This is a genomic window from Thermosipho africanus Ob7 (genome assembly GCF_003351105.1).
Classification (GTDB): domain Bacteria; phylum Thermotogota; class Thermotogae; order Thermotogales; family Fervidobacteriaceae; genus Thermosipho; species Thermosipho africanus.
In genome coordinates this window covers 1-24536 of sequence record NZ_NKRG01000013.1, presented here as the reverse complement: position 1 = coordinate 24536, position 24536 = coordinate 1, and the positions used below count along the sequence as shown (strand labels likewise).

At 31.5% G+C, this 24536-nt stretch carries 17 protein-coding genes; 15 read left to right on the top strand and 2 right to left on the bottom strand.

The annotated features are described in order from the left end of the window. Positions 1-206 precede the first annotated feature (206 nt). The 15 genes from OB7_RS09530 to OB7_RS09460 all read left to right on the top strand — a co-directional run bounded on the left by OB7_RS09530 (position 207) and on the right by OB7_RS09460 (position 24149). A complete protein-coding gene (locus OB7_RS09530) occupies positions 207-1181 on the top strand; it encodes an NAD-dependent epimerase/dehydratase family protein (protein WP_114703163.1) in 975 nt (324 codons plus the stop codon). A 1-nt stretch (position 1182) separates the two neighbouring features. Beyond that, positions 1183-2406 carry a DegT/DnrJ/EryC1/StrS family aminotransferase gene (locus OB7_RS09525; RefSeq protein WP_114703165.1) on the top strand — a complete coding sequence of 408 codons (1224 nt, stop codon included), beginning with the start codon at positions 1183-1185 and terminating at the stop codon, positions 2404-2406. Positions 2407-2477: 71 nt separating this feature from the next. Beyond that, positions 2478-3368, top strand: coding sequence for a methionyl-tRNA formyltransferase (locus tag OB7_RS09520; protein ID WP_114703162.1), 891 nt, complete (start codon positions 2478-2480; stop codon positions 3366-3368). Between the two features lie 16 nt (positions 3369-3384). Then, on the top strand, positions 3385-4770 hold the full coding sequence (locus OB7_RS09515; protein ID WP_114703161.1) for a glycosyltransferase family protein: 1386 nt from the start codon (positions 3385-3387) through the stop codon (positions 4768-4770). 1 nt (position 4771) lies between these two features. Next, positions 4772-6634: an asparagine synthase (glutamine-hydrolyzing) gene (asnB, locus tag OB7_RS09510; RefSeq protein ID WP_114703160.1), complete on the top strand. Its 1863-nt coding sequence runs from the start codon at positions 4772-4774 to the stop codon at positions 6632-6634. Between the two features lie 227 nt (positions 6635-6861). Beyond that, positions 6862-7404 (top strand): 50S ribosomal protein L10, encoded by a 543-nt coding sequence (rplJ, locus tag OB7_RS09505; protein ID WP_114703159.1) that lies wholly within the window; start codon positions 6862-6864, stop codon positions 7402-7404. Between the two features lie 24 nt (positions 7405-7428). Further along, a complete protein-coding gene (gene rplL, locus OB7_RS09500; RefSeq protein WP_114703158.1) occupies positions 7429-7815 on the top strand; it encodes a 50S ribosomal protein L7/L12 in 387 nt (128 codons plus the stop codon). Positions 7816-7949: 134 nt separating this feature from the next. Continuing rightward, positions 7950-11468, top strand: coding sequence for a DNA-directed RNA polymerase subunit beta (gene rpoB / locus OB7_RS09495; protein WP_114703157.1), 3519 nt, complete (start codon positions 7950-7952; stop codon positions 11466-11468). A 19-nt stretch (positions 11469-11487) separates the two neighbouring features. Continuing rightward, complete coding sequence (locus tag OB7_RS09490) at positions 11488-16440, top strand: DNA-directed RNA polymerase subunit beta' (protein ID WP_114703156.1); 4953 nt, start codon at positions 11488-11490, stop codon at positions 16438-16440. A 99-nt stretch (positions 16441-16539) separates the two neighbouring features. Further along, a complete protein-coding gene (locus OB7_RS09485) occupies positions 16540-17679 on the top strand; it encodes an amidohydrolase (protein ID WP_114703155.1) in 1140 nt (379 codons plus the stop codon). Positions 17680-17806: 127 nt separating this feature from the next. Beyond that, entirely contained in the window at positions 17807-18709 is a 903-nt protein-coding gene (locus OB7_RS09480) for a carbohydrate kinase family protein (RefSeq protein WP_012580160.1), read from the top strand. A 5-nt stretch (positions 18710-18714) separates the two neighbouring features. Further along, entirely contained in the window at positions 18715-20121 is a 1407-nt protein-coding gene (locus tag OB7_RS09475; RefSeq protein WP_114703154.1) for a glycosyltransferase, read from the top strand. 87 nt (positions 20122-20208) lie between these two features. After that, positions 20209-21582: a substrate-binding periplasmic protein gene (locus OB7_RS09470; RefSeq protein WP_004101692.1), complete on the top strand. Its 1374-nt coding sequence runs from the start codon at positions 20209-20211 to the stop codon at positions 21580-21582. A gap of 1 nt (position 21583) precedes the next feature. After that, positions 21584-22813, top strand: coding sequence for a sensor histidine kinase (locus OB7_RS09465; RefSeq protein ID WP_249031079.1), 1230 nt, complete (start codon positions 21584-21586; stop codon positions 22811-22813). After that, the gene (locus OB7_RS09460) at positions 22806-24149 is read left to right on the top strand and encodes an HD domain-containing phosphohydrolase (RefSeq protein WP_114703153.1); all 1344 of its coding nucleotides are present in this window, start codon (positions 22806-22808) and stop codon (positions 24147-24149) included. Before OB7_RS09465 ends, OB7_RS09460 begins: the two co-directional genes overlap by 8 nt. Positions 24150-24174: 25 nt before the next feature. On the opposite strand, the gene OB7_RS09875 is transcribed toward OB7_RS09460, so the two are convergent. After that, on the bottom strand, positions 24175-24345 hold the full coding sequence (locus OB7_RS09875) for a hypothetical protein (protein WP_170128462.1): 171 nt from the start codon (positions 24343-24345) through the stop codon (positions 24175-24177). Between the two features lie 2 nt (positions 24346-24347). Continuing rightward, positions 24348-24485 (bottom strand): hypothetical protein, encoded by a 138-nt coding sequence (locus OB7_RS09870; protein WP_237697481.1) that lies wholly within the window; start codon positions 24483-24485, stop codon positions 24348-24350. Positions 24486-24536 lie beyond the last annotated feature (51 nt).

The window sequence follows — 24536 nt, the reverse complement described above, 5'->3', positions numbered from 1 at the left end:
TTAAGTTTTTTTCTAGGATAACAATAAAAAAATAAAGAACTATAAAGTGTAATTTTACAAAAATGAAATAAATAAAACAGATTATTGTCAAATAGATTTGCATCAACAAAGTATATATTGAATAAATAAAAGCAATATTATTTGTATCGAAAAAATCAGAAATTTACTAATACTACTTTTTGAATTATTTACATAGGAGGGATCTTATGTTTGAACTAAAAAACTCTAGAGTTTTAGTAATTGGTGGGGCAGGTTTTATAGGTTCTCATGTTGTAGAGGAGTTATTAAAAGAAGACGTAAAAGAAGTCATTATTTATGATAATTTTGTAAGGGGAAAAATGAAAAATCTAAATGAAGCTTTAAAAGATCCTAGATGTAAAATATACGAATACGGTGGAGATATTAGAGATATTGACATTTTAAATTCAGCAATGAAAGGTATAGATTATGTTTTTCACTTAGCTGCTCTATGGTTATTACAATGCTATGATTTCCCAAGAGCTGCTTTTGAAACAAATATAGCTGGTACTTTCAACGTTATCGAAGCTTGCAAAAACAACAATGTAAAAAAATTAGTTTTTTCATCATCTGCTTCAGTATATGGAAATGCATTAGAAATCCCAATGAAAGAAACTCATCCATTTAACAATGAAACCTTTTATGGTGCAACAAAAATTGCTGGTGAACAGATGTTACACGCTTTTCACAAGAGGTATGGTTTAAATTACGTTGGTTTAAGATATATGAATGTTTATGGACCTAGACAAGATTATAACGGTGCTTATGTTTCAGTAATAATGAAAATGCTTGACAAAATAGACGCTGGAGAACAGCCTGAAATTTATGGTGATGGTTCACAAACGTACGATTTCATACACGTTAGAGATGTTGCAAAAGCTAACATTGCAGCATTAAAAGCCGATGTTACAAGCGGTTTCTATAACATTGGTACAGGAAAAGGAACATCAATTAAAGATTTAGCTGAAATGCTAATTAAACTTACTAACTTTAAAGGTAAAATAAAATATGTTCCTCAAGGGAAAACATTTGTAACTCATAGAATTGGTTCAACTGAAAAGGCTGAAAAAGATTTAGGATTTAAAGCAACCATTGAATTAGAAGAAGGTTTAAAAAGTTTAATTGAATGGAGAAAAAAAGATAAAAAAGAAAGGAAGATATAACGTGAAAATCCCTATTACTAAACCATATTTCTCAGAAGATGAATATAATGAAATTAAAGAAACTCTAGATAGCGGATGGTTAGTTCAAGGACCAAAGGTAAAAAAATTCGAAGAATTATTTTCAAAATACACTGGTGTCAAGTATGCAAAAGCTACTTCTTCATGTACTACAGCTTTGCATCTAGGATTAACTGTATTAGGAGTAGAAAAAGGTCAAGACGTAATAGTTCCTTCTTTTACATATATTGCTACTCCAAATTCTGTAGAATATACGAAAGCCACCCCTATATTTTGTGACATAGATTTAAAAACTTATAACTTAGATCCAAGAAAAGTAGAGGAGATTATAGAGAAAAATTATATTTTTAAAAATAACAATCTTGTAAATAAAAAAACGGGAAATATATTAACTACAATTTTAACCGTTCATCAATTTGGACTAGCTTCGGATATAATAGAATTAAACAAGATAGCAACTAAATACAATTTAAAAATTTTAGAAGATGGCGCCTGTGCTGTAGGCGCAAGGATTAATAATGTACATGTTGGAAATTTCGGCAACATGTGTGCTTTTAGTTTTCATCCTAGAAAATCTATTACAACCGGTGAAGGCGGAATGATAGTTACTAATAATCTTAAGGAAGCAGAATTAATAGAGGCGTTACGATCCCATGGTGCAACATTATCTGATTTACAAAGACATTTAAAAAAAGGGTATTTGCTACCTGAATTCAATTTGTTAGGTTATAATTATAGGATGACAGATATTCAAGGAGCAATAGGAATTCATCAAATGAAAAAGCTAGATTTAATATTAAACAGAAAAAAAGAAATAGCAAAAATATATCTTGAAGAACTAAAAGATCTTAAAGGGTTTGTCTTACCATTTGTTCCAAAAAATTACGAACATGGCTGGCAATCATTTGTATGTAGAATAGATAATGACGTGTTAAAAATGAGTATTGAAGAAGCAAGTGAAAAAAGAAATAAATTAATGGGTGAATTAGAAGATTTAGGTATTGCAACACGACAAGGCACTCATGCGTCACACACATTAGGTTACTATAAAAATAAATACAAATTAAATGATTATGACTTTATTAACTCTTATAAAGCCGATAAATTAACTATATCTCTACCGATGTATTTTGAGATGACAGAATATGAATTAAGTTATGTAATAACTAATTTAAAAAAAGGGTGGAAAAAAATATTCAGTTTTTAATTTAACCATGTAAAAACTCTTCTGAATTTTTCAATTTAAAAACTAAAAAAATTCAAGTGATGAGGTGAAAAATGAAAAAAATATTATTTATTGGCAGTAAAGAAATTGGAGAAAAAACTCTTAAATTAATAGCTAATAAATCACCAGAAAGCCTTTGTGGAATAGTAACAATTAACGATGAAAATGATATGAGAAGTAGAAAAAACAACATAATAAAAATTGGAGAAAATTTAAAAATTCCCGTATTTATAGGAGGTAATCCTGAAATAGAAAAAATAATAAATTTAAAAAAGCCTGATTTAGCTCTAGTAGTTGGATGGTATAAAATAATCCCAGAACGTATATTAAAAATGGTCCCAATGGGATTTTTTGGTTTACATCACTCCCTTTTACCAAAATATAGAGGTGGTTCTCCATTAGTATGGGCAGTTATTAATGATGAAAAAGTTGTAGGAACAACTCTATTTAAACTTGCAAATGGTATTGATAATGGACCAATATTTGATCAAAAAAAGCTAGAAATAAATGAAAAAGACTATATATCAGATATTATAGAAAAAATTAGCGTTCTTGATCTTGAAATGATAGAAAAATTTATTTTTTCAGTAAAAAACGACTTAGATTTAAATCTTAAAATTCAAAATGAGAAAGATGCTACATATTGTTTACAAAGAAAACCTGATGACGGTAAAATTAATTGGAATTGGCCAATCAAGAAATGCTATAATTTTATTAGAGCACAATCAAAACCCTATCCTGGTGCATTTACCTATTTCGAAAATTCTAAAATTATAATTTGGAAAGCTTCCATGACCAATACAATTTTCTATGGAAAGCCAGGAACTATCGTAATTTTTAATGGAAAGTTAGGAGTAATTACAGGCGATCAGAAACTAATGTTATTAGAAAACATAGAAAAATTAGGAAATGACAAGATAAAACCTTTCAAAACTTTCTACTAATCAGTAGGTGATAGTTATGATTTCTGTTCTGCACTGTCCAGTTGTAATTGCTAACAATTCAGTTGTTATATCTAAATATTTACAAAAATTAGGGATTAACTCAAAAGTCATTTCATACTTTAAAACCTGGTTAGATTTTAAAGGCGATATCAATCTAAATTTAGATAAATATCCACTTCCTGAAAGAAATAAAATCGTAAAAAAATTCTTTTCTGAAAATATAGACTTTTTCAAAAAATTTGATATCATTCATTATCATTTTTTTGATACATTAACATATGGAACCTCTTTTGGAGGTTGGAATGCATACCCTGAAAAAAATCCGTACTGGGAATTAGAATATTTCAAAAACTTAGGAAAGAAAATTGTTGTAAGCTCATGGGGTTCTGATGTAAGAAATAATTCAAAGTTTGTTTACTACCAGCTTAAATTCGAAGGAGAAAAAAATTTACCTTATCCACCTTTAAATACTTATAATCAGTACTTTAAAATATGGGAATTTTCAAAATATAGCGATGCAATTGTTCATGGAGATAGTGAACAACTTAACCATGCTCCTTACGGAATTATGATACCTATTCCTTTTGATCCAGAAAGCTATCAAATCACAGAATATAATAATAACTTTAGCATAATTCACGCTCCTTCAAACAAATTTATTAAAGGTTCAAAATATGTATTAAAAGTGTTTGATAAACTAAAACGAAAATATCCTAAAATAGAATTTAAACTTATTACAAATTTAAAACATGAAGAGGCCAAAAAAATATACTCTGGAAAGGGAATTGCCATTGATCAAATCAATTTTTCCATAGGGTTATTTTCTTTAGAAAGTTTGTACTTTGGAAGGGAAGTTATTTCTACTATTCATGAATCAGAATTTATAAATGGTGATCCAAAATTATTCGCACCTATACATTCCGTTTATTCTGAACAAGAATTGGAAGAAAAAATTGAATATCTAATCAATAATTATTCATCAACTATTAATGAAAAGAGAAAATACGTAATCGAAAACTTTTCAGCCGACAAGATTGCTAAGTTGTACAAAGATTTATATCAACTTCTACTGGATAACGAAAAAATACCTTTTATATTTAATCAAAAATGGTTATCTGAATTTGATTCAGTAATTAAAAATAAACAATTTGCAAGTAATTATTACTCTAAAATAACCGACCTTTTATTAGAAAAAAAAGATTACGAAAGGCTAGATTTTGAAATATCAAATGGAATTAATCTTGGAGATAATATTGAACTTATTGCAAAAAAAATATTTTCATTAAGGCTCAGAAAAAAGTTTGAAGAAGCTAACAAACTTGAAAAAGCCAATAAAAAAGTGGTAAATACCGAAAAATACAAAATAATTTATTCTAAATTATCTAAATTGATGGTGAAATAATATGTGTGGAATAGTTGGTGCTTTCCTTAACGAAAATAATTCTGTTTCACCTCAAGACATTAAAAGAATGACAGACGCTATTGTTCACAGAGGTCCTGATGATTATGGAGTATATACCCATAAAAACGTTGGTCTTGGACATAGAAGGTTATCTATTCTTGATCTTTCATATCACGGTCATCAACCAATGATATCTAAAGATGGAAGATATGTTATTACTTACAATGGTGAGATATATAATTATTTGGAATTAAAAAGTGAATTACAATCAAAAGGATACATATTTTACTCAAATACAGATACTGAAGTAGTATTAAACGGATTTATAGAATATAACATCAAAATATTAGACAAATTAAATGGTATGTTTGCTTTTGCAATATATGATAAAAATGACAGCGTACTTTACTTAGCTAGAGATAGATATGGAATTAAACCATTATACTATAAATTAGATAATGCAAAATTATTATTTGCCTCTGAAATAAAAGCTTTATTTCAGTGGAATTTTATTAAAAAAGAAATAGACTTACTTGCCCTTGATGAATACATGTCTTTTCAAAATATTTTTACAGATAGAACTTTATATGAAGGCATAAAAATATTAAAGCCCGGACATTATGCAATAGTTAAATCTGGAAAAAATGAAATATTTTTTGAACAATATAAATATTGGGATTTTAATTTGCACGATGAACTGCAAATTTCAGAAAATGAAGCTAAAGAAGAATTAGAAAGATTATTTATTCAAGCTGTCAAGAGGCAACTAATAAGTGATGTCCCTGTAGGAGCCTATTTAAGTGGTGGTATGGACTCCGGTTCTATTGTAGCAATAGCCTCAAGAAGCTTAAAACGATTAAAAACGTTCACATGTGGGTATGATATGACTTCTGTCGCTGGCTTTGAAGCTGGTTTTGACGAAAGACAGTACGCTGAAATGATATCCAATACATATAAAACAGAACAATATGAAGTTGTCTTACATGAAGGAGATCTATATGAAGTTATAGATAATCTAGTTTATCATTTAGATTATCCAAGGCTAGGAATGTCTTATTCAAATTATTACATTGCAAATCTGGCCTCTAAGTTTGTAAAAGTTGTTTTAAGTGGTGCTGGAGGAGATGAATTATTTGCTGGCTATCCATGGAGGTATTACCATGCTCTTGGTAAAAAAAGTAAAGATGAGTTTATAGATTCTTACTATAATTATTGGCAAAGACTTGTAAAAGACGACGAAAAAAACTTACTATACACTGATGAAATAAAGAAAAAGATTCCAAAGTATAATGCTTATGAAGCTTTTAAATATGTTTTTAAAGAATATGATTTTCCTATAAAAACAAACAAAGATCTCATAAATGCATCTCTATATTTTGAATTAAAAACATTTTTGCATGGCCTTTTAATTATTGAAGATAAAATAAGCATGGCACATTCACTAGAAACTAGAGTTCCATTTCTGGACAATGATTTAGTTGATTTTGCAACAAAAATTCCATTAGAGTACAAACTAAAAAATTATGAAGAATATCAGAAAATAGACGAAAATGAAATAAAGAAAAAAGACAAATATTTTGAGACAAATATCGGGAAAAATATTCTACGAAAAGTTATGAAAAAATTTATTCCTAACGAAATAATAGAAAGAAAAAAGCAAGGTTTTAGCTCTCCTGATGCTTCTTGGTACAGAGCAAAAGGAAAAGATTACCTAATAAAATTCTTAAATAAACCCAACAATACAGAATTTTATAATTATATAAATAAAGATTTTGTAATAAAAACAATAGATAAACATTTTTCAGGCGAAAATAAAAGATTACTATTATGGTCATTTTTAAATTTAAGCAGATTAAAATTGTAAATTAAATTCAAATTCTAAAGTTCTCCCTTAACAAAACTATTTACACATTGTTTACATAACATAAACTTGTAAAATTACAAATGTATGGTAAAATTTAGTCGATGCTGAAGACGGCAGGTCAAATAAAGGCGTATGCCGCCTGCCCGAGGCAGAATGGGAAATATCATTTTCCCATTTGTTGTTGCCTCGGAAATCCGAGGTTTATTTTTTTGTAGGAGGTGGAGAAATTGCTGACTAGAGCACAAAAGGAACAATTAGTTAAAGAATTATCAGAAGTTTTTAAAAATTCATCTTTAATTCTTTTTTCTGACTACAAAGGACTTAACGTTGCACAGATTACAGACCTAAGAAAAAAACTTAGAGAAAAACTTGCCGATGGTGCAAGATATAGAGTAATTAAAAATAGTGTCGCATATCTTGCACTAAAAGAGGCAGGTTACAACGTAGAAGAAATCGAAGATGTTTTTGCTGGTCCACTTGCAATTCTTTACGTTGAAGACGGAGATCCAATCGAAGCAATAAAAATTATCTATGATTTCTCTAAAGAAATGAAAGGAATTCCTTCATTCAAAGGTCTTTACCTTGACGGCAAATTCTTTAGCGCTGATGAAGTTGAAAATCTATCCAAGCTCCCATCCAAAGAACAACTTCTTGCTATGGTTGTCAGTGGTGTACAAGGACCTATCAGAGGACTTGTCAACGTATTATCTGGTACACTCAAGAGCTTACTTTATGCTCTTAATGCTATTAAGGATAAAAAATCAGAATAATTTTATTTTAGGAGGTGTATATGTATGACATTAGAAGAAATCGTTAGCGCAATTGAACAATTGACAGTAGCAGAACTTGCTGAACTCGTAAAAATGTTAGAAGACAAATTTGGAGTAAGTGCATCCGCACCAGTTATGGCAATGCCAATGGCAGGAGCAGCAGCAGGTGGTGCTGCAGCAGCAGAAGAAAAAACAGAATTTGATGTAGTTCTCAAGAGCTTCGGTGCAAAGAAAATTGAAGTTATCAAAGTCGTAAGAGAAATTACAGGACTTGGACTTAAAGAAGCAAAAGATCTCGTAGAAAAAGCAGGAACACCAGATGCTGTTGTAAAACAAGGCGCAGCAAAAGAAGAAGCAGAAGAAATCAAGAAAAAATTGGAAGCAGCTGGTGCAGAAGTAGAGCTTAAATAATAGTAACATAAGTTTCTAAAAAGAAAAGATTTTGTATCAACCCCGTACACAGTGTTGTGTATGGGGTTTTTTTGTGTTTTAATATATAATTGGTGTAATATTCCCCCCTAAATTTTTCTAACTGAGGTGATAGGATGAAAGAGATTAAAAGTGGAAAAAGGACCCGTTTTTCTTTTGGAAGGGTCCAGGCACCTATCCCAGTTCCCAACCTCGTGGAAATTCAAACAAAATCTTACCAGGATTTCCTCGAGAATGGGATACTAAAAGTACTTAAAAAGTTCTCCCCTATAACATCTTCCAAATCAGATTTGAGAAAGGAAAAGGGATTTTCCCTTGAGTTTGTTTCTGTACGTGTTGGTGAACCACAAAATACTGTTCAAGAATGTAAAGAAAGGCTTTTAACTTACACAGTTCCAGTATATACAACAGTTCGTATTACCGATAACAGCACGAATGAAATGATAGAAGAAGAAGCTTTCTTGGGGTATTTACCATACATGACTCCAAGAACAACATTTATAATCAACGGTGCTGAAAGAGTTGTTGTAAACCAACTTGTAAGAAGCCCTGGTATATATTTTGTGGAAGAGCCAAGAAAAACAAGTGGAACTCGTCCGATTTATGTCGCTCATTTCTTGCCTGTAAGGGGAGCTTGGCTTGAAATATTGTTAAACCTTAACGATGAAGTATTTTATGCAAGAATTGACAGAAAAAGAAGAGTTAATCTTTTCTTACTGCTCAAGGCACTAGGATATAGTGATGACTTAAAGCTTTTATCACTCTTCCCACAATGGATTGATGTCGATGACGAATACACATTAATGCATTCTGAAGGACTTGTCGTACTTGAAGATGTTAAAACAAAAAGTGGTGAATTAATAGCAAAACGTGGTGATGTTATAACTCAAGGATTAATTGAAAAACTTGCAAATTCTGAAATTGAAAAGATTAAAGTAGCTCACAGATATGCTGTAAATACCTTAGAAAAACTTAAACATACATATGGAGATGACGTAGAAGAAAATAGAGCATATATTGAAATCTTTAGAAAATTAAGACCTGGTGAACTTCCAAGAATAAATGCTGCAAAAATATTCTTAAATAATCTTTACTTTAATGAAGAAAGATTCGAACTTTCTGAAGTTGGTCGTTTTAAAATGAATAACAGACTCGAAGAAGCATATAGAAAATACTTGATTGATGTAGAAGGTAAATCACCCGAAGAAGTAGAAGGAGTTAAATATACAGAAACTTCCAATGTTTTAACCCCTATGGATATTGTCCTTGCATCAAGAAATTTAATTGAAATAGATAAACACCCAGGAACAATGGATACAAAAGACCACCTTGGGAACAAAAGGGTTAGAACCGTTGGAGAACTTATCAGAATTGAATTTGAAAGAGCATTTTCAAAAGCTGTTTTCATGATCCAAGAAAAACTTGCTACATATACTTCCCTTGATAAAATATCAGTTCAAAGTCTTATTAATGTTAGATCAATTATCGCAACTATAAATTCATTCTTTGCAACAAATCCTCTTTCACAATTTATGGATCAAACAAATCCTCTTGCAGAACTTACACACAAGAGAAGGCTTACAGCAGTTGGTCCTGGTGGATTAAAAAGAGAACGCGCAAGATTTGAAGTTCGTGACGTTCACCACTCACACTATGGAAGAATGTGTCCAATTGAAACACCTGAAGGTGCAAATATAGGTCTTATTACATCACTTTCAGTATATTCAACAATTGATAAATATGGATTTTTGATAACACCTTATGTAAAAGTAGTAAAAGGAAAAGTAACAGACGAAATTGTTTACCTTACAGCAGATGAAGAAGAAAATTACAAAATAGCTCCATCAACAACTCCCGTTGATGAAGAAGGAAATATTATCCCAGAAAATGTTACAGTCAGATATGAAGAAAAGGTATTGTATGTTAGTAAATACGATGTTCAATTTTTAGATGTTGCACCAAACCAAATTGTCAGTGTCTCTACATCACTAATTCCATTCTTGGAACACGACGATGCTAACAGGGCTCTCATGGGGTCAAACATGCAAAGACAAGGTGTTCCACTAATAGAAACAGAAGCTCCAAGGGTTGGAACAGGAATGGAATGGGAAGCTGCAAAATACTCTGGTACACTTGTCTTAGCAAAACACGATGGTATTGTTAAAAAAGTAGATGCTAATAAAATAATAATTCATAGAATAGATGAAAATGGAAAAGAAATGTACGATTCAATGGGAAATCCAGTTCTTGATACATACGAACTACTCAAATTTACAAGAACAAACCAAGATACATGTATAAATCAAAGACCTATTGTTAATGTAGGAGAAGTTGTAAAAAAAGATGATCCAATAGCAGATGGTCCTGCAACGGATATGGGAGAACTTGCTCTTGGTAAGAATGTCCTTGTTGCATTTGTACCTTGGGAAGGTTATAACTTTGAAGATGCTATTCTTATAAGCGAAGAACTTCTTGAAAAAGAAACATACACTTCAGTTCACATAGAAGTGTATGAAACAACAGCAAGAGATACAAGACTTGGTCCTGAAGAAATTACACCTGATATTCCAAATGTAAGTAAAGAAAAATTAAGAAACTTAGATGAAGATGGAATTATAAGAATCGGTGCATATGTACAAGAAACGGATATATTAGTTGGTAAGGTTACACCAAAGAGCGAAAGTGATACAACTCCAGAAGAAAAAATCATTAGATCAGTCTTTGGTGAAAAAGGTAAAGAAGTAAAAGATTCATCACTAAGAGTTCCACATGGTATTGAAGGAAGAGTCATTGCAGTGCACGTATTTGATAAGGAAAAAGATGGAGACCTTGGCCCAGGAGTCAATAAATTAATAAGGGTTTATGTTGCAATAAGAAAACCACTTGAAGTTGGAGATAAACTTGCAGGAAGACACGGTAACAAAGGTGTTGTATCAAAGATACTTCCAAAAGAAGATATGCCATTTTTACCAGATGGAACTCCTGTTCAAGTTGTATTAAGTCCACTGGGTGTTCCATCTCGTATGAACGTAGGTCAAATTCTTGAAACAAGTTTAGGATGGCTTGCAATGCTCACAAATAAATGGTTTGCAACACCTGTATTTGATGGTGCAAAAGAAAAAGACATTCTCCCTGAACTTTATAAAGCAAGAAAGAAACTTGGACTTGAAGTTGGAGATGATGAAAACAATCCAACTGGAAAAGTTACTTTAAGGGATGGTAGAACGGGTCTTGAGTTTGATCACCCAATACTTGTCGGTTATATGTACGTAATGAAGCTAATTCACATAGCAAGAGATAAAATACATGCTAGATCAACTGGACCTTACTCATTAATTCACCAACAACCATTGGGCGGTAAAGCACAATTTGGTGGTCAAAGGTTTGGAGAAATGGAAGTTTGGGCGCTTGAAGCATATGGTGCCGCACATACATTGAATGAAATGCTTACAGTAAAGAGTGACGATATAATGGGAAGAAATGAAGTTTACAAGGCAATAATGAAAGGTAAAAATATTCCAGAACCTGGTCTTCCAGAAAGTTTCAAAGTACTTGTAAGAGAACTAAGAGGAATCGCACTAGACGTCAGAGTTTATGATAGTGAAGGAAACGAAATAGACATTGAAAAGTTATAATGCCCCATAAGGAGGGAAAATGATGGGTTCAACTTTTAAGAGAAAAATTGCAAAAGTTACTGTCAAAGTTGCCTCACCCGAGGTAATTAGAAGTTGGTCAAGCGGCGAGGTAAAAAAGCCTGAAACCATCAACTATAGAACATTCAAACCTGAAAAAGATGGTCTCTTCTGTGAAAAAATATTCGGTCCTACAAAGGACTACGAATGTGCTTGTGGAAAATATAAAGGCAAAAAATATGAAGGAACAGTTTGTGAAAGATGTGGAGTAAGGGTAGAGTCGAAAGAAGCTAGAAGAAGAAGAATGGGGCATATAGACTTAGTTGCACCTGTTGTACATGTTTGGTATCTAAAAAGCAGTCCAAGTATTTTATCTTCTCTTCTTGGAATACCTGCAAAGGAACTTGAAAATGTTGTTTACTATGGTGGAAAAAGAATCATTGAAAAAATATTGATTGTGACAGATCCAAAAAATACAGACTTTATAAAAGGTTCACAATTATATCAAACAGAATATGAGATATACAGTCAAAAATTAGACTTTGAGGTAGTTCCCGGAGTTATAATTAAATCTCCTTCAACTCCTGTCACTTCTTCTATCTCAGGTGAAGTAAAAATTAGACACGAAAAAACTCATACAGACAGGGAAATAACCTGGGTAGATGTAAGAAAAATATCAAGGGCAGAACATAGATTATACACCGGAATGATTTTAAATGTTAAAAATGGTGATAAAGTAAATCAAGGTGATGAAATAGTCTCAGAAATGCAAATTGATCCAATATATGCTCCATTCGATGGAACAGTTGAAATAGATGAAATATCAGAATCAATTACCGTAAGACCACTTTCAACAAGCAAAGATATTCCTGTTACATTTTCTTTACCATATGGAGTTAAACCTACCGTTTCAAACGGTGCTAAGGTAAAGAAAGGCGACCAATTAACAAATGGAACAGTACTTCCAGCAGTTGTAGCATCTGTAAGTGGTACTATAAGCTTTGGTAAAGATCTCAATGTAAGGCCAAGAGAAGATGGAAAATATGAAGTGCTCAAAAATGGAACTTTATTCGTAGAAAATGTTGTAGAAGAAAAACATTATCCACTCTTTGAAGGTGCATTGATATATGTAGAAGACGGACAAGAAATTAATGAAGGAGACGTAATTGCCGACAGATTCTTATTTGAGGATGAATATCTAACAATTGACGAATTTAAGATATTTGAAGAACATTATCCTGCAATGTTTACTGCAGAATCTGAAGTAGAAAATGATAGGCCAATCGTTGTCATCACAAAAATTGACGATGAAGTATCCGTTGAAACAGGCTTAAAAATTGGTGATATTATAACCGATGACCAATATTGGGCATATAGAGTTCTCTATGGAGAAAAGATTGAAGCAGATTCAGGTGCTGCCGCAATTAAAAAGTTACTTCAAAACTTAGACCTTGAAAAACTAAAGGCAGAAATTGAAGCAGAACTCAAAAAAGTTTCAAAAAGCAGTGGTAGAGCCAAAAAATTACTAAGAAGACTAAAAATAGTTAAAGATCTTCTAAAAAGCGAAACAAAACCAGAATGGATGGTTCTTGAAGCAATACCTGTTGTTCCACCTGACATAAGACCAATGATACAGGTTGAAGGTGGAAGATTTGCAACAACCGACCTTAATGACCTCTACAGACGTGTTATTAACAGAAACAATAGGCTCAAAAAGCTATATGAAATGAACTCACCAGAGATAATAATAAAGAATGAAAAGAGAATGCTCCAAGAAGCTGTTGACAGCTTAATATACAACGGAAGAATGGGTAAAGCAGTCACAGATAGAAATGGAAGACCATTAAAATCATTAACCGACCTTTTAAAAGGTAAAAAAGGAAGGTTTAGAAGAAACTTACTTGGTAAACGTGTTGATTACTCTGGTCGTGCAGTTATTGTTGTTGGTCCTCATCTTAAAATTCACGAATGTGGTCTTCCAAAGAAAATGGCTATGGAATTATTCAAGCCATTTGTTCTTGCAGAGCTTTTGAATAAAGACGATGAAACAAGCAAAACAGCAAGAAAGATGAAAAAGGCAATAATTGAAAAAGAATTGCCACAAGCATATGAAGTACTTGAAGAAATAATAAAAGGACATCCAGTTCTTTTAAACAGAGCTCCTACATTGCACAGGATGTCGCTTCAGGCATTTGAGCCAAGACTTATTGAAGGTAACGCAATACAGCTTCATCCATTAGTCTGTCCTCCATTTAACGCGGACTTTGACGGTGACCAAATGGCAGTTCACGTGCCACTTTCTGCTGCTGCACAAGCTGAAGCAAAGTTCTTAATGCTTTCAAGGTACAATATAATATCACCTGCACACGGAAAGCCAATTTCCATGCCAGGTAAAGATATAGTTGCAGGCGTTTACTATTTAACAATGGTGGATAAAAACTTTGATAGCGTAAAGGAAAAAGATATAAAATGGAAATTCTCTTCAATAGAAGAGGCAGGACTAGCATATGAATTTGGATATATAAAACTTCACGACCCAATTCTTGTAAAAGTTGATGATAAAGTAATCAAAACTACATACGGAAGATTAATCTTTGCAGGTATAGTTCCAGACGAATTTAAAGATTACAACAAAACATATGGCAAAGGTGCAATTAAAGACCTAGTTTACAATACATTCAAAAAATACGGTGTTGACAGAACAGCCGACCTTCTTGACGACATAAAAGATCTTGGTTTCCACTATGCTACGATCTCAGGATTGACTGTAAGTATTACAGACTTTTATATCTCTCCTGAAAGAGAGAAAATTATTGAACAAGCAAAAGCAAAAGTTAGTGAAATAGAAGAATTATTTGCAGAAGGATTCTTATCAGATGAAGAAAGATACAGAGAAACTATTAAAATATGGGCTGATGCTACTGAAAAAGTTCAAGATGCAACATTTGAATATATAGGAAAAGATCCATTTAACCCAATTTACATAATGGTTGATTCCGGTGCTAGGGGTAATAAAGACCAGCTAAAACAACTTGCAGGTATGCGCGGTCTAATGGCTGACCCATCTGGAAGAACTATTGAAATCCCAATTATTTCAAACTTTAGAGAAGGATTATCAGTGCTTGAATTCTTTATCAGTACACACGGTGCAAGAAAAGGTTCGGCAGATACCGCACTTAGAACAAGCTCTGCTGGATACCTTACAAGAAGACTTGTAGATGTTGCACAATCTGTAGTTGTTACAACAACCGACTGTGGCACACACAACGGTGTTAGAGCAACTGTTCTAAAGAGCAGCGATGGTTTAACTGTTGAAAAACTTGAAGACTTCTTATTCGGTAGGGTCCTTGCAAAAGATGTATTTGATCCAAAAACAAATAATGTTCTTGTAAATCCCGAAACAGGCAAGCAATATACAAGAGATACTATAATCGATGATGATGATGCCAAGTTCTTAGGAAATTATTCTGTAAGAATTCCAGTAGTAACTGAAGGCGAAATTGATCTAAGTAGTCCCGAACTTCCAGAAAGCTATTGCGAACTTGCAGAAGATTTCGTATATAATGACGTACACTACGAAGTTGGTACAGAAGTAAACTGGGATATAATTAGAAAAGCAACGTCTGCAGGACTTTCAAAGTTGAAAGTAAAGATATATCCAGTCGTTGGAAAAGTATCAGTTGAGACAGTATTAAGCAGTAAAGATTCCAAACAACTTGTTGTTGATGAGGAATTAGTCGAAGTTACAACCGCAAAAATCCTTGAAGAAAATAATGTAGAATCAGTACAAGTAAGACCAGAAATCATAGTTAGATCGGTTCTTACTTGTGAAGCAGAGCACGGCGTATGTTCAAAATGTTACGGTATGGACCTTTCAAATCACCAGATAGTTGGTGTTGGCGAATCAGTAGGTGTTGTTGCTGCACAATCAATTGGTGAACCAGGTACGCAGCTAACAATGAGAACATTCCACACAGGTGGTATCGCAACAACGGCAGACATTACCCAAGGTCTTCCAAGAGCCGAAGAATTGTTTGAAGCAAGAAAGAAACTTAAAGAACCTGAAGGCGTCTTCTCAAGAGTAAAGGGCTATGTAAAAGATATAGTTGAAGATGAAACTGGTCGAAAGAAAGTTTACATAGAAGATGAAGCTGGCGACATTCATGAATACGAAATTCCGATTAAAGTTAAAGTTGCAGTTAATAAGGGACAAAAGGTACTTCCAGGACAATCATTATCAACTGGTGCAATTAGACCAAGAAAGATTCTTGAAACACTCGATGTTGATGCCACTGCATTGTACCTATTAAAGGAAATCAAGAAAGTTTACGTAGAACAAGGTGTTGATATTCACGATAAACACTTTGAAATAATAATAAAACAGATGCTTGATAAAGTTGAAGTAGTAGATCCAGGTGATACTGATTATCTACCCGGTGATTTGGTAAGACTTGAAACAGTAAAAAGGATTAATAAAGAAATTCTAGAATCTAACGTACAAGTTGATTCAAACAGAAAACGTGTTCTAGGAAAAGAACTACATCACCATCTGATCGCAGAAGATGAAAACGGACAAATAGTAGAAATTGCAAAAGAAGGGGAAGAGGTAACAGAAGAAATTTTAGAAAAAGCTATAAAACTTGGAATTAAAGACCTAGTAGTGAAAAACGGTGAGGGAGAAATTGTTACATATCAAATTCTTCCAAAAGAACCAATTAAATACAGAAGAAGATTGCTCAGAATTACCAAGGCATCACTTGAACGTGTTGGCTGGCTAAGTGCAGCAAGTTTCCAACAAACACCACAAGTTCTTACCGAAGCAGCTATTGAAGGAGCAGAAGATCTATTACTTGGTTTAAAAGAAAACGTCATTGTCGGACAATTGATACCAGCAGGAACAGGTCTTGATATGTTTGCAAACATTCAAATAGAAGAAACTCCAAGACTTGCGCAAGAAAAAGAAAAAATGGCTTAATAACCAATAATAGAGATAACCCCCCTCAAAAATTGAGGGGGGTTATTTGTTTGAAATACGAACTATATGTTATAATTTACTTTGCAGGGGGTGAATGGTATGATATTGATAAAAAACGGAACAATTTATCCAATTACAAAAAGTCCATTTAAAGGGGATATTTTAATTGAAAATGGAAAAATTAAAAAAATTGGAGAAAACATCGAAGAAAAAGGAGCAGAGGTTATTGATGCAACTGGCAAATACATCTTCCCAGGATTTATTGATGCACACTCACATATAGGTGTTTTTGAAGAAGGAGTAGGTGAATTTTATTACCAAGACGGAAACGAATATTCAAATCCACTTACACCTCACGTAAGAGCTTTAGATGCATTTTATCCTGGTGATAAGGCAATAAAGAGAGCTTTGTCCGGCGGTGTAACAACTGTGATGGTTGTACCAGGCAGTGCAAATCCAATTGGTGGCCAGGGATTTATTCTCAAATTCAAGTCCGATATTGTTGATGAAATGGTTATAAGGCAACCAGCGGGGCTTAAAATGGCTTTTGGTGAAAATCCAAAAAGAGTTTATGGTTCTCAAAACAAAACTCCAATGACAAGGCTTGGTGTTGCAGCGGTTATTAGAGAATACTTTACAAAGGTAAAAGATTATATGAGAAGAAGGCAAGAAGATCCTAAAACACCAATTGATTTTACTCTTGAGATTGGTGTAAAAGTTTTAAAGAAGGAAATTCCAGCTAGATGTCATGCTCATAGAGCAGATGATATTGTTACAGCCATCAGGATTGCTGAAGAATTTAATTTTGACTTAGTAATTGAGCACGCTACAGAAGGTTATAAAATTGCTGATTTTCTAAAGAAAAAGAAAATTCCCGTTGTTTTGGGTCCATTATTTGGTTTTAGAACAAAGCTTGAATTAACCGATATGACATACGAGGCAATTAAAATTATTAATGAAAAAGGAATTCTTGCAGCTTTAATGTGTGATCACCCAGTAATACACCTTGAACATGCTAACATTCAAGCTGCAACAGCATTAAGATATGGTGCAAAAGAAGAAGATCTATTAAAAATGCTTACAATAAATCCTGCTAAGATATTAAAAATTGACGATAGAGTAGGCTCAATTGAAGAAGGAAAAGATGCAGATATAGTTATCTGGAACACTCACCCATTTGATTTTAAAGCCAGAGCAGAAAAGGTATTTATTGAAGGAAAATTAGTATACAACGATTAAACAGTTAAAAATAACTTTAAGATCAGCAGCCTTTTTAGGCTGCTGATTTTTTATACACCTAATTTTTCAAAAGAGCTATAGTCCTGTTGTATAATAATACTAATATATAAATATAGGAGGAACAAAAATGATATTGTTTGTTGGCGAATTACTTGCAGATATGATTGCTGAAGAACCACTTGACACAGCAAAGCATTTTGAAATGAAAGTTGGCGGATCACCAGGTAATATAGCCTCTTATCTTTCACAATTAGGAGTTAAAGCTCGAATATTATCTAGAGTTGGAAACGATATTATCGGAAAAAGGATTATAAATAAACTAAGACAAAAAGGTGTAGATACAAGTTACATTCAAATAGATAAAGAATACGGAACAACTCTTGTTTTCGTTCAAAAAACAAAAGATACTCCAGATTTTTTTGTTTTAAGAGGTGCCGATAGATTTATTAATCTGCCTAATAATGATATATTTAATGGAATTAAAATACTCCATTTAAGTTGTTGGACTATTTCATACAATGGCTTATTTAAAAAAATCGTTTCAATTTTAGGTGAGGCTATTAAAAATAGAATCTTAATCGGTTTTGATCCAAATTGCAGGGATAAAATTTTCAAATGCGATAAAATAGATATAGAAAAAGTAAAATTTATTTTGAAACATACTAACTTTTGCAAACCCTCACTTGATGATGCAGTAGCCATATTTGGCGAAAAAGATTATTCTCTTGAAGATACAATAAAATATTACATAGATAAATTTCATGCCTTGGGCGTTAAAAACATTGCATTAACTGCTGGAAAATTTGGTGCATATGTTTCTGATGGAAAAAATACATTACACATTCCAAGTAATGCAAAAAAAGTTGTTGATGCAACTGGTGCTGGTGATGGTTTCTGGGCTGGTATGTACTATGGAATATTAAATGGAAAGAACTTTGTAGAGTCCTGTAAAATGGGGAGTAAAGTTTCAGCTCATATTCTTAAGTTTGTTGGTGCTGATGTAGAGTTAAGTAATAAAATATGGGAGTGATGTCGATGAAAAAAATTGCTTTTTTCAATCCTCAAGGAAATTTTGATAAAAATGATAGTCATCTAACTGAGCATCCAGACTTTGGAGGTCAACTAGTATACGTAAAAGAGCTTGCAAAAGCAATAGCTTCAAAAGGAATCCAAGTTGATATTATAACAAGACAAATAATAGATGAAAAATGGCCTGAATTTTCGGAGCCTTTTGATTACTATCCAGATTCTCCTAATTTGAGAATAGTTAGAATACCATTTGGTGGAAAAAAGTTCTTAAATAAAGAAAAGCTTTGGAAATATCTTCCCGAATATGTCGAGGGAATTTACAGCCTCTACAAAAAAGAAGGAAGTTTTCCAGATTTTGTTACAACCCATTATGGTGATGGAGGAATAAGTGGTGTTTTGTTTTTAGAAAAAACGGACATTCCATTTTCATTTACGGGGCATTCATTAGGAGCATGGAAACTTGAAAAAATGTTAAATGAAGGATTTTCTAAAGAAGAACTTGAAAGAAAATTTAAATTCTCCGTAAGAATACTTGCAGAAAATCTTGCGATAAAATTTTCATCTTTTGTTGTTTGTAGCACCTCTCATGAAAGATATGTGCAATATTCGCATAAATTGTACAATGCTGATCCAAACAGTGATAAATTTAAAGTAATTCCTCCTGGAATTAACTCCAAAATATTTAATTTCAAACCTCATAAAGAAGATGAAATAATAGAAAATTATTTAAACAATGTTTTTTCAAGTGCTCCAAAAGAAAGACAAAAACTACCATTTATAATTTTATCTAGTAGGATCGATAGAAAGAAAAATCATATAGCAGTTGTCCGAGCATTTTTAAAAAACAAAGATTTAAAAGAAAATGCAAATTTAATTATTGTAGTAAGAGCAATAGATGATGTCATTAAATTTGTAAATGAAAAAGATAGCGAAGAATCAGAAATCTTAAGGGAAATAATTAATGAAGGTAAAAAAGAAATCGGAAATAGTATATTTTTCTTGAATATTTCCGATCAAAAAAGACTTGCTTCTCTATATAGAGTTGCTGCAAAACGCAATTCGGTTTTTACCTTACCGTCACACTATGAACCATTCGGACTGGCTATTATTGAAGCAGCCGCTTGTGGATTAGTCGTTGCAGCAACAAAATATGGCGGTCCCGTTGAAATTTTATCTGATAATAAGGAACTACTATTTGATCCTGAAAATGTTGATGATATTGCAAACAAATTGTATATTGCCTTAACTAAATACAACAGCACGCAATTTATTAAATTATCTAGAAAATATACTTGGGAAAGTACCGCCGACAAATACCTTGAAAATATTGACAAAGTTTTGAAAAATAAATTAGAAATTAATAAAAAGCAACTTCAAGATGATATTAAAAAATTTCTAAGCAAAATTCTATAATTTCTCAAAAATTAATTTGTTATTTTAATATTATGTAATGTTTTCTTATTTTTTTCAAAAGTGCTATAATTAATATGAGGTGAAAGCATGAAAAAATTAATATTCTTATTCATTATTATTATATATAACATACTCAGTTTCTCTCTAACTTTGTATACTTATCCACAAGACAACGTAAAGTTTTTTGATGAAAATGGAAAACTAAATGGAATATCTCACAAATTTATCAAAATTTTGAACGAAAGATTAAAAATGTACGATATCAATATTGAATATAAATCAACCCACCCCAAAAACCTCTCCGAGATTCTCTCAGCCCTCGAAAAAGATGAAATTCAAATATTTATAGGCCTTGCAAAAAATGAAGAAAGATTAGAAAAATTTAAATTTACAAATTATCCACTTTGGAGTGTACAGCTTGCTCTACTTGCCAAAAAAGAAAATAACGATACAGAAAATTTCCACAACAAAAATATTGGAGTTATATCAAATTCAAAAACCGAAGAATTATCTAAAATATATTTCAAAGATGCAAAATTTGTCAAATTCGACGGTGTCTCAAAAGCAATAGAAAGTTTATTAAAAGAAAAAATAGACTTTTTATCATATAACTCTTTTTTACTTGGATATTATCAAAGTATATACTATGATTCTTTAAAATTAATAAATATTAAAAACGAAAAATATAGACAATACATTGCTTTTTCAAAAAACGTTGATGATAACGTTGTTGATATTTTCGACAATGTTTTAAAAGAACTTTTTAAATCAAACGAATTTGAAAAATTGTTTGACGGATATTATGGAATAATCCCAGGAAATATAGTAGAACTTGTAACTATAAATTGGCCACCTTACGAATACTATGAAAATGGAAAATGGCAGGGAATTGACTATGAAATTTTAAATCTTGCTTTAAATGAGATGGGGCTAAAATTAGTTACATACAAATACCCATGGAGCAGATGCCTTCAATTAATGAAATCAAAATCATCAGATATTGTTTTAACTCTGCTAAAAACAGAAGATAGAAAGCAATATTTATACTTTACCGAAATTCCAATTAGTCATGGAAAAGATGTATATTTCTTTCTAAAAGGTAATCCAAATAGGAATATTGCTGGATACATAAAAGGTTATGCATATCCTAAAGAGTTTTTCAAATCACCTTACAAAAAAGTACCAGTTGATTCAGATGAGCGAGGTATGATTTTTCTTTCACAAAAAAGGATTGATTTATTTATAACAAACCTTTATGTGGGACTATTTTATGCAAATAAGTATAATATGGACGTTGAGTACTCAAAGACAATTAAAGAACAAGAGTATTATGTTGGTTTTTCAAAAACGTATTTTGGTAAGTTTTTATCTGAGCAAATTACAAAATTATTAGAAAGATTTAGAAAAGATGGAACATATAAAAAAGTTTATGAAAAGTACAATTTACAATGGGAGGAATAAAATGCTAAATAAAAAAATTATATATTCTCTAATAATTGTGTTTTCATTTATATCTTTCTTCATATATTTATCTTATTGGCAAAAAGACATTTCACAAAAAATTGAAGTTTATTCAAGTGGTATTGAATATCCACTTTGGCTGCTAGATACTGATGGTCTTAATATGTTGTCAGTTATCATTCTAAAAGATAAAGAATTTTGCCACATAGAGATATTTGATCAAAACGGTAATTTACTTTTAGAAAAAGGGAAAAAGAAAATATTTTCTATAAGATATTCTAAAACTGCCTTCTTTGAGAACATAATCATTGGCTCTATATATTTTTATGTTTCTCTTACTAGAGTTATCTCAATATTCTTTTACATACTTTTTATATCTCTATCATTCATGGTTATAACCTCTCTGTACTTTAAAAATGCTGAAAAAACACAAAAATTACTTGAATTAAACGAAGAACTTTCAGAAGCAAATGAAGAGCTTGAACAAACTATTAGAGAACTCGAACAAACTCAAGAATCTCTAATTATTTCTGAGAAAATGGCTGCTCTTGGAAAGTTAATGTTAAATATTGCACATGATATAAATACACCAATAGGAATAATTTTTACAGCTTCAACTGAAATTGAAAATATTTTAGAAAGTAATAGAACTGATAAAGAAACTTTAAAACAACTTTCAAAGATAATAATTAAAAACTCTCAAAAAATAGCTGAAATAATAAGCTCACTTAAAAAAACTGCCATCCATGAAGTATCAGATAACTTTTCAAAATTTAACATTAAAGAATTGGTGGAAGATATTGTTGATACTTTATCTTTAAATCTGAAAAAGAATAATATAAAAACAATAATTGATGTTGATGATAAAAATATTTTTTCAAACCCTGGGGCCATAGCACAAATTTTAATGAACTTAATTAGTAATACAGTTGATCATGCATTCAAAGATGAAAAGAGTGAAAAAATAATTTCAATATCTGCAGAAGTAAATAAAAAACATTTAAAGATAATAGTAAGTGACAACGGTGTGGGAATTGATGAAAAAATTCAAAGAAAGATTTTTGATCCTTTCTTTACTACCAACAAAGAAAAGGGAACTGGCCTTGGTTTAAGTATAGTTCATCAATTGGTTGTTAAACTACTAAAAGGGCATATTGAAGTAAAAAGTAATAAAGGAAAAGGAACAACATTTATCATAATAATTCCTTTGAAGGAGGAAAACAATGGATAAATGGAAAATACTAATTGTTGATGATGAACCAGACGTTCATACATTAACATCTATAATACTTAAAGATATTGAATTTAAAGGAAAAAAGCTAGAAATGATTAACGCATATTCCCTAGATCAAGCAAAAGAAATATTAAAAAATGAAAAAGATGTTGCACTTGCAATTGTAGATATTGTAATGGGAAATAAAGATGACGGTTTTAAACTTATACAATTTATTAGAGAAACTTTAAAAAACAGACTCATGAGAATTGTTGTCAGAACAGGCCAGCCTGGAGTTGCTCCTCCAAGAGAGATAATACTAAAATATGATATTAATGACTATAGAGAAAAAAGCGAATTTTCAAGTAATGCACTTTTTACACTCGTAATTTCAAAATTGAGAGAGTATTCAGATCTTCTAGAACTATATAATCAAAGAGAGATATTAGAAGAATTTGCAAATATAAATTTTCACAATTTAGATGATTTAAACCTATTTTTTGAAAAAATAAAAAACATTTTATCTATGAATATAAATATTGAACATTCTGTATTAGACTATTCAGATAATGGCGATGAATGTGACATTATCGACAAAACTCTATGGAAATCAAACAACGAAGTTGGATTTTGTATAAAGTTAGAAAAAGAAAAAAGAATAAAATACACAATTAAATTTGACAATCAACTAAGTAATGCATACAAAAACATACTGAATTTGACTTTATCAAAGCAAATCTTAAGCATTGAAAACAATATCCTTTCTAAAGAACTAATTGATAACCTGTACCAAATTATATATATACTTTCTGAAACAACAGAAACAAGATCATTTGAAACTGGCGAACATGTAAAACGTGTAGGATTAATAACTAAAGTGATAGCAAAAGAATTGGGATTTAAAAACCAAAAGTTAGAGTTTATATCCACATCAGCAATGTTGCATGATATTGGAAAAATAGGAATACCTGATGCTATATTAAATAAACCCACTAAACTCGAAGATAATGAATGGGAAATTATGAAACAGCATACAATTATTGGTTATAAAATCTTAAGCACAGTTGACAACCCACTATTCAAAATGGCAGCCAACATTGCCCTTTATCACCATGAAAACTGGGATGGAAGTGGTTATCCAAAAGGATTAAAAGGTGAAGAAATACCACTTGAAGCCCGAATTGTCGCACTCGTAGATTTATACGATGCTTTATCAACTGATAGGGTATATAGAAAGGCTTGGCCAGAAGAAAAGGTTTTAAAATATATAAAAGAACTTAATGGGAAAAAGTTTGACCCAAATATTGTAGAAATTTTCCTAAACATATATGATAAAATTAAAAATTTTTATTAGAAATAAAAAATAAATATCACCACTGTCAACAAATATCTTTCATTAAAAATATACCTTGACCAATGTAAAAATTATTTTCAATCAATCTAATCATCTTAGGATGAACAGAGAGTGTGTCTATTAATATTGTTAACTGCTGCCCTAGTAACATATATGTAATCTGTGCCTTTAGCTTCCTTTCATTCATTCCTCTCATCTTTATCCTCTATTTTGCCTTTCTATGTACCATTCTATTTCCCATCTTTTGCTATATGTCAACCTTTTTATTTCTCTTCCCATAAATTCTTTCCCTTTTCTTCCACTAGGTCTTACATATAACTTCATCTTTTCTTTCATTTTTTTCAGCAAACTCTCATTGCCAGTACCCTCTATCTGCTAACAATATCT

Bases quoted from the DNA above. Each gene is read 5' to 3' on its own strand.
- OB7_RS09530 (WP_114703163.1), top strand. From the start codon at position 207: ATGTTTGAACTAAAAAACTCTAGAGTTTTAGTAATTGGTGGGGCAGGT.
- OB7_RS09520 (WP_114703162.1), top strand. From the start codon at position 2,478: ATGAAAAAAATATTATTTATTGGCAGTAAAGAAATTGGAGAAAAAACT.
- OB7_RS09515 (WP_114703161.1), top strand. From the start codon at position 3,385: ATGATTTCTGTTCTGCACTGTCCAGTTGTAATTGCTAACAATTCAGTT.
- asnB (WP_114703160.1), top strand. From the start codon at position 4,772: ATGTGTGGAATAGTTGGTGCTTTCCTTAACGAAAATAATTCTGTTTCA.
- rplL (WP_114703158.1), top strand. From the start codon at position 7,429: ATGACATTAGAAGAAATCGTTAGCGCAATTGAACAATTGACAGTAGCA.
- rpoB (WP_114703157.1), top strand. From the start codon at position 7,950: ATGAAAGAGATTAAAAGTGGAAAAAGGACCCGTTTTTCTTTTGGAAGG.
- OB7_RS09490 (WP_114703156.1), top strand. From the start codon at position 11,488: ATGATGGGTTCAACTTTTAAGAGAAAAATTGCAAAAGTTACTGTCAAA.
- OB7_RS09485 (WP_114703155.1), top strand. From the start codon at position 16,540: ATGATATTGATAAAAAACGGAACAATTTATCCAATTACAAAAAGTCCA.
- OB7_RS09480 (WP_012580160.1), top strand. From the start codon at position 17,807: ATGATATTGTTTGTTGGCGAATTACTTGCAGATATGATTGCTGAAGAA.
- OB7_RS09475 (WP_114703154.1), top strand. From the start codon at position 18,715: ATGAAAAAAATTGCTTTTTTCAATCCTCAAGGAAATTTTGATAAAAAT.
- OB7_RS09470 (WP_004101692.1), top strand. From the start codon at position 20,209: ATGAAAAAATTAATATTCTTATTCATTATTATTATATATAACATACTC.
- OB7_RS09465 (WP_249031079.1), top strand. From the start codon at position 21,584: ATGCTAAATAAAAAAATTATATATTCTCTAATAATTGTGTTTTCATTT.
- OB7_RS09460 (WP_114703153.1), top strand. From the start codon at position 22,806: ATGGATAAATGGAAAATACTAATTGTTGATGATGAACCAGACGTTCAT.
- OB7_RS09875 (WP_170128462.1), bottom strand. From the start codon at position 24,345: ATGAGAGGAATGAATGAAAGGAAGCTAAAGGCACAGATTACATATATG.
- OB7_RS09870 (WP_237697481.1), bottom strand. From the start codon at position 24,485: ATGAAAGAAAAGATGAAGTTATATGTAAGACCTAGTGGAAGAAAAGGG.